This window comes from Xylophilus sp. (genome assembly GCA_009914555.1).
In the GTDB taxonomy this organism is placed as follows: domain Bacteria; phylum Pseudomonadota; class Gammaproteobacteria; order Burkholderiales; family Burkholderiaceae_C; genus WNDY01.
The window spans coordinates 1-11,252 of record WNDY01000091.1 but is presented as its reverse complement, the minus strand read 5'-3'; the positions used below and the strand labels follow the sequence as shown (position 1 = coordinate 11,252).

Below are 11,252 nucleotides of genomic sequence, written 5' to 3'. Positions count from 1 at the left end.
CGCCGAACTTGGCCGCCAGCACGGTGGCGATCGCCGCCGTCAGCGTGGTCTTGCCATGGTCCACGTGGCCGATCGTGCCCACGTTCACGTGGGGCTTGGTACGTTCGAACTTACCTTTTGCCATTTTGGAAACTCCAGAATAAAGAGCAGTGCCCGTGCAGTGGTTTTACGTCTGCATCCGGCTGCCGAATCGCCCTCGCACGGGGCAACGGGGGCGGCGCCGGACCGCAGACAGGACAAAAGGCCGGTCGGAGCATGCGCTCCGCGCCAGCCTGGGTTTCGCTTACTTCGCGCGGGCGGCGATGATGGCCTCGGCCACGTTGCGCGGAGCTTCGGCGTAGTGCTGGAACTCCATCGTGTACGTGGCGCGGCCCTGCGTCGCCGAGCGCAGCGAGGTCGAGTAGCCGAACATTTCCGACAGCGGCACCTCGGCCCGGATGGCCTTGCCGCCGCCGACCATGTCGTCCATGCCCTGGACCATGCCCCGGCGTGAGGACAAGTCGCCCATCACGGTGCCGGCATAGTCCTCGGGCGTCTCGACTTCCACGGCCATCATCGGCTCGAGGATGACCGGATTGGCCTTGCGGGCGCCTTCCTTGAAGCCGAAGATGGCAGCCATCTTGAACGCCAGTTCGTTCGAGTCCACGTCGTGGTACGAGCCGAAGTGCAGCGTGACCTTGACGTCGACCACCGGGTAGCCGGCCAGCACGCCCTGCGTGACGGCTTCCTGGAAGCCCTTCTCCACCGCCGGGATGAATTCGCGCGGAACCACGCCGCCCTTGATGGCGTCGACGAACTCGTTGCCCTTGCCGGCTTCGTTCGGCTCGATCTTGAGCACGACGTGGCCATACTGGCCCTTGCCGCCGGACTGGCGCACGAACTTGCCTTCGGCCTCTTCCACCGTCTTGCGGATGGTCTCGCGGTAGGCCACCTGGGGCTTGCCGACGTTGGCTTCCACGCCGAACTCGCGCTTCATGCGGTCGACGATGATTTCGAGGTGGAGCTCGCCCATGCCCGAAATGATGGTCTGGCCCGATTCCTCGTCGGTGCGCACGCGGAACGACGGATCCTCAGCGGCCAGGCGCTGGAGGGCGATGCCCATCTTTTCCTGGTCGGTCTTGGTCTTCGGCTCGACGGCCTGGGCGATCACCGGCTCGGGGAACACCATGCGCTCCAGCGTCACGACGGACTCGGGGTCGCACAGGGTTTCGCCGGTGGTGACGTCCTTCAGGCCCACGCAGGCGGCGATGTCGCCGGCGCGGATTTCATCGACTTCGATGCGCTCGTTGGCATGCATCTGCACGATCCGGCCGATGCGTTCCTTCTTGCCCTTGACGGCGTTGTAGACGGTGTCGCCCTTGGACAGCACGCCCGAGTAGACGCGCACGAAGGTCAGCTGGCCGACGAACGGGTCGGTCATGAGCTTGAACGCCAGCGCCGAGAACTTCTCGCTGTCGTCGGCCTTGCGCGACGTTTCCTGCTCGTCCTCGTCGGTACCGGCCACCGGGGGGATGTCCACCGGGGAGGGCAGGTAGTCGATCACGGCGTCGAGCATGCGCTGCACGCCCTTGTTCTTGAACGCGGTGCCGCAGAGCATCGGCTGGATCTCGGTGGCGATCGTGCGGGTGCGCAGGCCGAGCTTGATCTCTTCCTCGGTGAGGTCGCCCTCTTCGAGGTACTTGTTCATCAGCTCTTCGCTGGCTTCGGCCGCGGCCTCGACCATCTTCTCGCGCCATTCCTTGGCGGACTCGACGAGGTCGGCCGGAATGTCCTGGTAGTCGAACTTCATGCCCTGCGAGGCTTCGTCCCAGATGATGGCCTTCTGCTTGAGCAGGTCGACCACGCCCTTGAAGTTCTCCTCGGCGCCGATCGGGATCACGACGGGCACCGGGTTGGCCTTCAGACGCAGGCGCATCTGGTCGTAGACCTTGAAGAAGTTCGCGCCGGTGCGGTCCATCTTGTTGACGAACGCGAGGCGCGGCACCTTGTACTTGTTGGCCTGGCGCCAGACAGTTTCCGACTGGGGCTGCACACCGCCCACGGCGCAGTACACCATGCAGGCGCCGTCGAGCACGCGCATGGAACGCTCCACCTCGATAGTGAAGTCCACGTGGCCGGGGGTGTCGATGATGTTGAAGCGGTGCTCGGGGTAGGACCGGTCCATGCCCTTCCAGAAGCAGGTCACGGCCGCGGAGGTGATCGTGATGCCGCGCTCCTGCTCCTGCTCCATCCAGTCGGTGGTGGCGGCGCCGTCGTGCACTTCGCCGAGCTTGTGGGTCACGCCCGTGTAGAACAGGATACGCTCGGTCGTGGTGGTCTTGCCGGCATCGATGTGGGCCGAGATGCCGATGTTGCGGTAGCGCTCGATGGGGGTCTTGCGAGCCATGGTGTATGTACTCCGTTAACGGCCAAGGAGCCCGTCCGCCGAAATGGCGGCTCGGGCTCCCGGCCTGGGCGAGATGGGGACGGAACTCAGAAGCGGAAGTGGCTGAAGGCCTTGTTCGCTTCGGCCATGCGGTGCACTTCGTCACGGCGCTTCATCGCGCCGCCACGGCCTTCCGTGGCTTCGAGGATCTCGTTGGCCAGGCGCTGGGCCATCGACTTTTCACCGCGTTTGCGGGCGGCTTCCTTGAGCCAGCGCATCGACAGGGCCAGGCGGCGCACCGGGCGCACTTCGACCGGCACCTGGTAGTTGGCGCCGCCGACGCGGCGGGACTTCACTTCGACCAGCGGCTTGATGTTGTTGATGGCCACCGTGAAGGCTTCCAGGGGATCCTTGTCGGGGTTCTTCTTCTCGATCAGGTCGAGCGCACCGTAGATGATGCGCTCGGCAACCGCCTTCTTGCCGCCTTCCATGATCACGTTCATGAATTTGGACAGCTCGACATTGCCGAACTTCGGGTCCGGCAGGATTTCACGTTTAGGGACTTCGCGACGACGTGGCATTTTTCACCTCACTAATTGCTTCAGTTGGCACCGGGAAAGGCGCCGCGAGAGACAGCAGGACTCTCACTTACTCGACCCGACGACCGGGTCACTGCGCTGCATTTGCGCGCCACGCGCAAGGCAGCACCGATGCTGGACAGAACCGATGACGGCCCGGTGACGGGCTTACTTGGCCTTCGGCTTCTTGGCGCCGTACTTGGAGCGCGCTTGCTTGCGGTCCTTGACGCCTTGCAGGTCCAGCGAGCCGCGCACGATGTGGTAGCGCACGCCCGGCAGATCCTTCACACGGCCGCCGCGGACCAGCACGACGCTGTGTTCCTGCAGGTTGTGGCCTTCGCCGCCGATATAGGAGATGACTTCGAAGCCGTTGGTCAGGCGGACCTTGGCGACCTTGCGGAGCGCCGAGTTCGGCTTCTTCGGCGTCGTGGTGTACACGCGGGTGCACACGCCACGGCGCTGGGGAGAGTTCTGCAGCGCGGGGCTTTTCGAGTTGATCTTCTCGACCTCGCGCCCCTGACGCACGAGCTGGTTGATGGTTGGCATGGAAGAAACGTCCCTAAACGTTCAAAAAACGAAAACGTGAATCCCTTCGGAAATTCCGAAAAGCCTTCTAATGTAGCAGGCGGGGCCAACCCCGGCAATACACTCCCGGCCAGCACGGTGCGTGCGTCTGTATACCCTCGCCAGGATCGTCCGCAGGCGCTCTCGATACGCCCGCTGTGTCAATATACCCCTGGACTTACTTGATCCAGAGGCGCATCGCATCCCAGGCGCGGCCGAGGAAGCCGGCCTGCTCGACACCTTCAAGCGCGACCAGCGGCACGTCCGCGAGCGGCTGGTCGGCCAGCGTGACCTTGAGCGTGCCGGCGGCCTGGCCCTTGGCGATCGGGGCGACCAGCGGGTCCGGGCGCGCGACCTGGGTCTTGATCCTGGCGCCTTCGCCCGAGGGCACGGCCACGACGATGGCCTCGGGGCGCCCGAGCTTGACGGTGTTGCTCGCACCCTTCCAGACCGCCGGCTCCACGGCCGGCTTGCCGGCGTCGAAGAGCTTGACCGCGTCGAACGCGGTGTAGCCCCAGTTCATGAGCTTTTGGCTCTCGTTGGCGCGGATGCTGTCGCTGGCAGCGCCGAGCACGATGGACAGCAGGCGGCGCTGGCCGACGTTGGGGAAGTCGCGCCTGGCCGTGGCGACCAAGCAGTAGCCGGCCGCCGCCGTGTGGCCGGTCTTCAGGCCATCGACCGTCGGGTCGCGGAACAGCAGGGTGTTGCGGTTGGTGCCGTTGGACTCGGGCGTGCCGGGATAGCGGTAGTGCTTGATGGAGTAGTAGTGCATGTACTCCGGAAAGTCGCGCATCAGCCGCGTGGCCAGCAGGCTCAGGTCGCGCGCCGTGGTCGTGTGGCCCGCTTCGGTCAGGCCCTCGGGGTTGGTGTAGTGCGTGTTCTTCAGGCCCAGCGCCCTGGCCTGGTCGTTCATGAGCTTGACGAAGCCTTCCATCGTGCCGCCCACGCCCTCGGCGAGCGCCATCGTGGCGTCGTTGCCGGACTGGACGATCATGCCCTTGATGAGGTCTTCGACCGGCACCTGCATCTTCGGGTCGATGAACATGCGCGAGCCCGGCATCTTCCAGGCCCTGACGCTCACCGGCAGGGTCTGCTTGAGATCGATCTTGCGCGACTTGAGCGCGTCGAACACCAGGTAGCCGGTCATCAGCTTGGTGAGCGAGGCCGGCTCGACCGGCGCATCGATGTCCTTCTGCGCCAGGATCTGGTTGGCGGTCACGTCGAGCAGCAGGTAGGCGCGCGCCGCGATCTCGGGCGGCTGCGGCACCTGGGCCAAGGCAGCGAAAGACAGGGGCGCGAGCAGCGCGATGAGAGCGAGCGCACGCAGCGCCGACAGCAGACGGATCATGAGCTAGGCAGGAAGCGGAGGGCGGGAGACGAAAAGGAAGGAAGCGCAGGCGGGCGGTTCAGGAGCGCAGGTGGCGCAGGACCAGCCCCTTGAGCAGCGGCAATTGTCCGTGAAAGAAATGGCCGCCTCCCGGCACGACTGTGACTGGAAGTGTCTGCGGCCGGGCCCAGTCGAGCACCGACGCGAGCGGCACGGTATCGTCCCGCTCGCCGTGGACGGCGAAGGCGCGTTCGTGCACGTCGGCCGGCAGCGGCGCCACCGCGAAGCGTGAAGCCGGCGTGCCGACGTAGACGACCTTGCGCACTTCGCGCTCGGCCAGCAGCGTGGCGAGCGCGTGGCTGGCCACGTGCACGCCGAACGAGAAGCCGCCGACGGCCAGCGGCCCCTCGGGCGCAGCCTGGCGCACCACGTCGAGGAAGTCGCCGACCTCGGCGTTGCCGGCATCGTGTTCGCCGGCGCTGCCGCCGACGCCGCGGAAGTTGAAGCGCACCGCGCCCCAGCCGGCCTGCACGAAGGCGCGGGCCAGGGTCTGCACGACCTTGTTGTCCATGGTGCCGCCGAACAGCGGGTGCGGATGGGCGATGACGGCCGTGCCCTGGTGCACCGCGCCTTCGGCGGGCGCGTCGAAGACCGCTTCGATGGCGCCGGCGGCGCCGGCGAGGGTGAGTCTGCGGGTCTGGGAATTCATTCCGTTCAGCGCCCCACGTCCGGCGGCAGCACCAGCCGCTCGACCACCTGGCCGTTCTTGAGGTGCGATTCGACGATCTCGTCGATGTCGCTGTCGTCGACGAAGGTGTACCAGACGGCCTCCGGATAGACCACGGCCACCGGCCCGCCGGCACAGCGGTCCAGGCAGCCGGCCTTGTTGACCCGCACCCGGCCGGGGCCGGCCAGGCCCGCGGCCTTGACGCGCGCCTTGCAGCGGTCGAAGCCGGCCTGCGCGCCGCGCGGCACGCAGCTGTCCTCGCCGTTCTTGCGCTCGTTGAGGCAGAAGAAGATGTGGCGCTCGTAGTACGGCGGCGGCGCCTGCGCATCGGTGGGCTGCGGTGTGGTCATAGCGCTGGGATTCTAGGATCCGGGCCCGGGTTCCCGCACGGCCGGCTCGCGCCGCGACAGCCGCAGCAGCACATAGCCCAGCGCCACATAGGGCCAGAGCCAGCCGAGCCACTGGCCCAGCCCGTGGAAGCGGATGAAGCGGCCCTGCTCCCAGGTCTGGAGCGTCTGGGCGAAGTAGGCGTTCTCGGGCGCCTGGTTGAGCAGGCTCAGATGCAGCGCCAGGGCCAGCAGCAGCAAGGCCACGCAGGCACGCCGCGGCAGAGGCAGCAGTGCCATCGCCAGCGCCAGCGCCGCCCAGAGCCCCGCGCGCGCCGGCACGCCGAGCCAGACCCACACATGCGCCGGGCCGTAGCTCAGCGCGGCCGACAGCACCGTCGCCGCCACGCCGACCGCCACCACGCCCACGGCGAACAGCGCGCGCCGCGGCACGGCACGGATCACGCTGTAACCCAGCAGGCAGGGAATCAGCAGGCCCAGCATCACGCACAGCAACTCGGCGCCGGGCAGCAGCGGCTGCAGCTCGACCGTGTGCACCGGCAGCCACTCGATGAACGGCGTGTCGGCCAGGATGTCGGCCAGCGCATCCTCGGTACGCTCCAGCACCTGGCCCAGGCCGAACGGCAGCGCCAGCGGAAACAGCAGCGCCGCCGGCCACAGCGCCAGCAGCACCAGCGCGCCGCGCGCATCCGGCACGAACCAGCGCTCGCGCAGGCGGCTCCAGCGGTCGATCGCACCGAGCCGCTCCAGCAGCGCGGCCGACAGCGCGCCGCCGGCGGTGCCCGCCGCATTGAGCGCCCAGTCGACATTCGACGGGATGCGCAGCGGCAGATAGACCTGGAGCGACTCCATCGACAGTGACAGCAGCGTGCCGGCCACGGTGGCCGCGAGCGCCGCCGTGCGCGCCCGCCGCCCGTGGCGCAGCAGCGCCAGCGCCAGCAGGAAGCCCAGCGGCGCATAGCCGAGCACGTTGGAGATGACGTCGAAGCCCGTCCAGTACCTGGGCAGCGGCGCCGACAGGAACACCCAGGGCGCCATGCCCTGGTCGCGCCAGCCGGCGAATGGATACAGGCTGGCGAAGACGATCAGCGCGCCATAGGCGAGCGTCAGCGGCCAGGCCGATGTCTTGTGCATCGCTGCGTCAGAAGGGCTTCACCACGACCAGCACCACGATCGCCGCCAGCAGCAGCACCGGCACTTCGTTGAAGAAGCGCAGCCAACGGCTGCTGCGCGTGTTGCGGCCGGCGGCGAACCTGGCATACAGGCGGCCGCAGGCATGGTGATAGCCGACCACCAGCAGCACGCCGAGCAGCTTGGCATGCAGCCAGCCGCTGCCCGGCCCGCGGCCGATGCCGGCGACCAGCCACAGGTACAGCCCGAGGGCCAGGGCCGGCACGGCCAGGAGGGTGGAAAAGCGCAGCAGCCGCCGCGCCATGCCCAGCAGCCGGCCATATTCGGCGACCGAGCCCGGCGGCACCTCGGCCAGGTTCACGAAGATGCGCGGCAGGTAGAACAGGCCGGCGAACCAGCTGGCGACGAAAACGATGTGGAAGGCCTTGGCCCAGAGCATCAGCATCGCGGGAGTTTAGAGCCTGCATTCCAGCCGTGCATATTTGGCACAGGCCCCAAAGGCCCTCGGTCAAACGCTGTTTGCTTGCCCGGTCTCCAGGGACGCGCTTTTGTCTTGGAGCGGCCCGGCGAAAAAAAAACCCGGCCATCGGCCGGGTGTTGGAAACCTCTTTGCTGTCACACATCGAGGCGCCCGCTCAGGGAGGAAAAGCGGGGGGCGGTGCAAACCGCCCGAGCGCAATGTACTGCGGCGCGCAGCCTGCTTCAAGTGCGTTGGCGCACGGCATACATAAGGAAAACTGAGGACATCGATCGGCCCTGCACGTGGTTTCCACAACTGTGCAGCAACCGGATTTCGCGGTACTGGTGATCCCCCAGGACCTCCCCGGCCTGCCCCTTTGGGACACAATTTTCCGCATGCCCTCCTTTACGCCCCCACCCTTCCCCGCCAGCCGGCCGCGCCGCCTGCGCCGCGACAGCTTCACCCGCAACCTGGTGCGCGAACACACGCTGACCGCGCACGACCTCATCTATCCGGTCTTCGTGCACGAAGGCACGAACCGCCGCGAGCCGGTCCCGTCGATGCCCGGCGTGGAACGGCTGAGCCTGGACCTGCTGCTGGACGTGGCCGCGCAGTGCGTGGACCTGGGCATCCCAGTGCTCGCGCTGTTTCCGGCGATCGATCCCGTGCTGAAGACGCCCGACGGCCGCGAGGCGCTCAACGCCGACGGCCTGGTCCCGCGCGCCGTGCAGGCGCTCAAAGCCCGCTTCCCGGACCTCGGCGTGCTGACCGACGTGGCGCTCGACCCCTATACCAGCCACGGCCAGGACGGCCTGCTCGACGACAGCAGCTACATCGTCAACGACGCCACGGTCGAGATCCTGGTGCAGCAGGCGCTCACGCATGCCGCCGCCGGCGTGGACATCGTCGCGCCCAGCGACATGATGGACGGCCGCATCGGCGCCATCCGCCGCGCGCTGGAGGAACAGGGCCACATCCACACCCGCATCATGGCCTACAGCGCCAAGTACGCGAGCGCCTTCTACGGGCCTTTCCGCGACGCCGTCGGCACCCGCGGCGCGCTCGGCCGCGCCGACAAGAAGGTCTACCAGATGGACCCGGGCAACACCGACGAGGCGCTGCGCGAGGTGGCGCTGGACCTGGCCGAAGGCGCCGACATGGTCATGGTCAAGCCCGGCCTGCCCTACCTCGACGTGGTGCGCCGCGTGAAGGACGCATTCGGCGTGCCGACCTTCGCCTACCAGGTCAGCGGCGAATACGCCATGCTCCAGGCCGCGGCCCGGCAGGGCTGGCTGGACCACGACGCCGTGGTGCTGGAGAGCCTGCTGGCCTTCAAGCGCGCGGGCGCCGACGGCGTGCTGACCTATTTCGCGCTCGACGCGGCGCGTCTTCTGCGCAAGGGATGAGCACCGACACGGCCGCCGCGCCGCACCCGCTGCGGATCTTCCACATCGACGACCAGCAGGTGCGGGAGGTCGAGGGCGGCCTGGCGATGCTGGCCGGCCATTCCTCGCCGGTTGCGCAGACCGGCTATCTCTGGATCGCCGCCACGCGCGAAGCCTTCGCCGCGCAGCTCGCCACGGTCCAGCAGGTGCTCGAAGCGCAGTGCGGCCAGCACCTCGTGGACCTGCACGTGGCCGACCTGCTCAACGACCAGCTGCCCTCGCACTGCGACTACACCTCGCAGTACGACCTGCTGGCCTTCCGGCGGCTGGCCGCGCGCGAGCCGGTCGCCGCGGCGCCCGCGCCCGAGCGGCGCGGCGGCCTGCCGGTGCTGCGACGCATCGACACGCGGCCGGTGGGCTTCGTGCTGTTCGAGCGGCTGCTGCTGTCGGTGCACCCGGACGGCGGCAAGATCCGCGACGGCTACGCGGCGCGGCTGCTCGGCCCCGGCGGCATCGACCCGCGGGCCAAGGTGGCGCGGCTGCCGACCGGTCCGGCCGATCTCATGCTGCGTATCCTCAACCGCATCGTCGACGCATATCTCGACCTGCGGCGCGACCTCACGCGCCAGCTCGACCACTGGCAGGCCGAGCTCGTCGACCCGCGCAGCCGCTTCAAGGACTGGAGTCTGCTGCTGGCGGCGCGCCAGTCGCTCGCCCACCTGTCGGAGATCTGCGAGGACCAGCAGGCCGCCATGCAGGACTGGCTCGACGCGCTGGAGACGCTGCCGGTGCCGCAGGCGCCGGCCGAGCTACGCCGCCACGAACTGCTGCTGGTGCGCGCGCGCGACCTGCTCGAGCACATCGCGCGCGTGCTGCACCATGTGCAGCGGCTCGAGGCCAATGCCGAAACCGCCGTGCAGATGCACTTCAGCGTGCAGAGCCACCGGGCTAACGACATCATGCGCACGCTCACGGTCATCACCGCCGTGTTCCTGCCGCTCAACCTCATCGCCGGCGTGTGCGGCATGAACTTCGAGTTCATCCCGCTCGTGCACAAGACCGACGGCTTCTGGCTCGCAATGGCGGCAATGGCCGGGATCGCCGCGGTGCTCGTGGCCTACTTCTGGCGCAAGCGCTACCTCGAGCGGTCGCGGTAGCGCATACACCCCAGCCTATATGCCCACAGCGCCTGATGAACAATCGCTGTGGGCACATACTCCTATATCAGGACAGATGCTTGGCGAAGAACGCGAGCGTGCGCTCGCGGGCCAGCGCGGCCGCGGGCGCGTCGTGGGAGCCGCGCTGGTCGCAGTTGAAGCCATGGTCGGCCGCGTAGACGTGCACCTCGACCTCGGGATGGGCGCGGCCGAAGGCCTCGACCGCGTCGAGCGGGAGGTGCTTGTCGCGCTCGCCGAAGTGGGCCAGCACCGGCACGCGCGGGCGGCGGGCCACCTCGGCCGGCGTGGTGACCACGCCGCCGCCGTAGTACGGCACGGCCGCCGACAGGCCGCTGACCTCGGCCGCGGCGCGCCAGGCCAGCAGGCCGCCGTAGCAGTAGCCGACGATGCCGACCTTGCCGGCGCGCGATGCGTAGTCCACGGCGGCCTGCAGGTCTTGCAGCACGCCGGGCGCGGGCAGCGCCTCGGTCTGCGCCTTGAGCGCCGCGCCGGCCTTGACGTCGTCGGCGTCGTAGCCGAGCTCCACGCCGGGCTGCACGCGCTGGAAGACCGCCGGCGCCACGGCCAGGTAGCCCGCAGCCGCGTAGCCGTCGGCCGCGGCGCGGATGTGGCTGTTGACGCCGAAGATCTCCTGCACGACCACGACGGCGCCCCGGGGTGCGCCGGCCGGCTCGGCCACGTAGGCGGGGATGGCGGTGCCGTCGGCCGCCTGGAGGTCCACGAAAGTGCCCATGGGTGCTGCTCCTTGGAAGCAAAAAGTGCGTTGGTTTGCGAAAGCAGAGGCCATTCTTCCACAGGCCCGCGGCAGACGCTGCGGCAAGGATTCCGCCACGCCACGCCCCTCTGCATGCGCAAAAAGCAGCACGCAACCAACTGATCTTGCCCCCGTTTCACGGACACCCCTATAAGCGATTAACTATCGCAATAGGAGGTGGACGATGACCAAGAGCAAGGCAGGCAGAAAGGGGCAGGAGTTCAGCCTGGAGTTCAGGCAGCAGGCACTGTTGCGAGCGGCCACAGAAGGGGTAACCACGGTGGCTCGTGATCTGGGGTTGCAGCCTGCCCAGCTGTACAGTTGGCGCGCCCAGGCGCGGCGGCACGACCAGGACGATCAGGCACAACGCTTGGAGTTGGCCGAACATGCACGGCTCAAACGTGAAGTGGCGCGGCTGGAGGAGGAGAACGCTTTC

At 68.0% G+C, this 11,252-nt stretch carries 13 protein-coding genes; 3 read left to right on the top strand and 10 right to left on the bottom strand.

Going from position 1 to position 11,252, the window contains the following annotated elements; translation table 11 throughout:
- The 9 genes from GAK38_RS22300 to GAK38_RS22260 form a co-directional block, all read right to left on the bottom strand.
- Positions 1-124, bottom strand: a 124-nt coding sequence (locus tag GAK38_RS22300; RefSeq protein ID WP_325347108.1) for a GTP-binding protein, incomplete at its 3' end; no start/stop codon positions are given.
- 159 nt (positions 125-283) lie between these two features.
- Complete coding sequence (gene fusA / locus GAK38_RS22295) at positions 284-2,386, bottom strand: elongation factor G (RefSeq protein ID WP_325347105.1); 2,103 nt, start codon at positions 2,384-2,386, stop codon at positions 284-286.
- 86 nt (positions 2,387-2,472) lie between these two features.
- Complete coding sequence (gene rpsG / locus GAK38_RS22290) at positions 2,473-2,946, bottom strand: 30S ribosomal protein S7 (RefSeq protein ID WP_325347104.1); 474 nt, start codon at positions 2,944-2,946, stop codon at positions 2,473-2,475.
- A 165-nt stretch (positions 2,947-3,111) separates the two neighbouring features.
- Positions 3,112-3,489: a 30S ribosomal protein S12 gene (gene rpsL, locus GAK38_RS22285; protein ID WP_325347103.1), complete on the bottom strand. Its 378-nt coding sequence runs from the start codon at positions 3,487-3,489 to the stop codon at positions 3,112-3,114.
- 196 nt (positions 3,490-3,685) lie between these two features.
- Positions 3,686-4,855, bottom strand: a complete 1,170-nt coding sequence (locus GAK38_RS22280) for a D-alanyl-D-alanine carboxypeptidase family protein (RefSeq protein ID WP_325347102.1) — start codon at positions 4,853-4,855, stop codon at positions 3,686-3,688.
- 58 nt (positions 4,856-4,913) lie between these two features.
- Positions 4,914-5,543, bottom strand: a complete 630-nt coding sequence (locus GAK38_RS22275; protein ID WP_325347101.1) for an alpha/beta hydrolase — start codon at positions 5,541-5,543, stop codon at positions 4,914-4,916.
- A gap of 5 nt (positions 5,544-5,548) precedes the next feature.
- A complete protein-coding gene (locus GAK38_RS22270) occupies positions 5,549-5,911 on the bottom strand; it encodes a (2Fe-2S) ferredoxin domain-containing protein (protein ID WP_325347100.1) in 363 nt (120 codons plus the stop codon).
- A gap of 12 nt (positions 5,912-5,923) precedes the next feature.
- Positions 5,924-7,042, bottom strand: coding sequence for a VanZ family protein (locus tag GAK38_RS22265; protein WP_325347099.1), 1,119 nt, complete (start codon positions 7,040-7,042; stop codon positions 5,924-5,926).
- A 7-nt stretch (positions 7,043-7,049) separates the two neighbouring features.
- A complete protein-coding gene (locus GAK38_RS22260; RefSeq protein ID WP_325347107.1) occupies positions 7,050-7,478 on the bottom strand; it encodes a CopD family protein in 429 nt (142 codons plus the stop codon).
- 416 nt (positions 7,479-7,894) lie between these two features.
- On the opposite strand from GAK38_RS22260, the gene hemB reads away from it, so the two are divergent.
- Together hemB and GAK38_RS22250 are read left to right on the top strand one after the other, a co-directional pair.
- Positions 7,895-8,905 carry a porphobilinogen synthase gene (hemB, locus tag GAK38_RS22255; protein ID WP_325347098.1) on the top strand — a complete coding sequence of 337 codons (1,011 nt, stop codon included), beginning with the start codon at positions 7,895-7,897 and terminating at the stop codon, positions 8,903-8,905.
- Between the two features lie 29 nt (positions 8,906-8,934).
- Complete coding sequence (locus GAK38_RS22250) at positions 8,935-10,041, top strand: magnesium transporter CorA family protein (protein WP_443089260.1); 1,107 nt, start codon at positions 8,935-8,937, stop codon at positions 10,039-10,041.
- Between the two features lie 67 nt (positions 10,042-10,108).
- On the opposite strand, the gene GAK38_RS22245 is transcribed toward GAK38_RS22250, so the two are convergent.
- Entirely contained in the window at positions 10,109-10,795 is a 687-nt protein-coding gene (locus GAK38_RS22245; RefSeq protein WP_325347097.1) for a dienelactone hydrolase family protein, read from the bottom strand.
- A gap of 205 nt (positions 10,796-11,000) precedes the next feature.
- On the opposite strand from GAK38_RS22245, the gene GAK38_RS22240 reads away from it, so the two are divergent.
- A partial coding sequence (locus GAK38_RS22240) for a transposase (RefSeq protein ID WP_291781585.1) occupies positions 11,001-11,252 on the top strand: 252 nt, incomplete at its 3' end.

What these genes read in the sequence shown, in the direction of transcription:
- GAK38_RS22275 (WP_325347101.1), bottom strand. Translation starts at nt 5,543, where the DNA reads ATGAATTCCCAGACCCGCAGACTCACCCTCGCCGGCGCCGCCGGCGCC.
- hemB (WP_325347098.1), top strand. Translation starts at nt 7,895, where the DNA reads ATGCCCTCCTTTACGCCCCCACCCTTCCCCGCCAGCCGGCCGCGCCGC.
- GAK38_RS22270 (WP_325347100.1), bottom strand. Translation starts at nt 5,911, where the DNA reads ATGACCACACCGCAGCCCACCGATGCGCAGGCGCCGCCGCCGTACTAC.
- GAK38_RS22260 (WP_325347107.1), bottom strand. Translation starts at nt 7,478, where the DNA reads ATGCTCTGGGCCAAGGCCTTCCACATCGTTTTCGTCGCCAGCTGGTTC.
- rpsL (WP_325347103.1), bottom strand. Translation starts at nt 3,489, where the DNA reads ATGCCAACCATCAACCAGCTCGTGCGTCAGGGGCGCGAGGTCGAGAAG.
- rpsG (WP_325347104.1), bottom strand. Translation starts at nt 2,946, where the DNA reads ATGCCACGTCGTCGCGAAGTCCCTAAACGTGAAATCCTGCCGGACCCG.
- fusA (WP_325347105.1), bottom strand. Translation starts at nt 2,386, where the DNA reads ATGGCTCGCAAGACCCCCATCGAGCGCTACCGCAACATCGGCATCTCG.
- GAK38_RS22265 (WP_325347099.1), bottom strand. Translation starts at nt 7,042, where the DNA reads ATGCACAAGACATCGGCCTGGCCGCTGACGCTCGCCTATGGCGCGCTG.
- GAK38_RS22280 (WP_325347102.1), bottom strand. Translation starts at nt 4,855, where the DNA reads ATGATCCGTCTGCTGTCGGCGCTGCGTGCGCTCGCTCTCATCGCGCTG.
- GAK38_RS22245 (WP_325347097.1), bottom strand. Translation starts at nt 10,795, where the DNA reads ATGGGCACTTTCGTGGACCTCCAGGCGGCCGACGGCACCGCCATCCCC.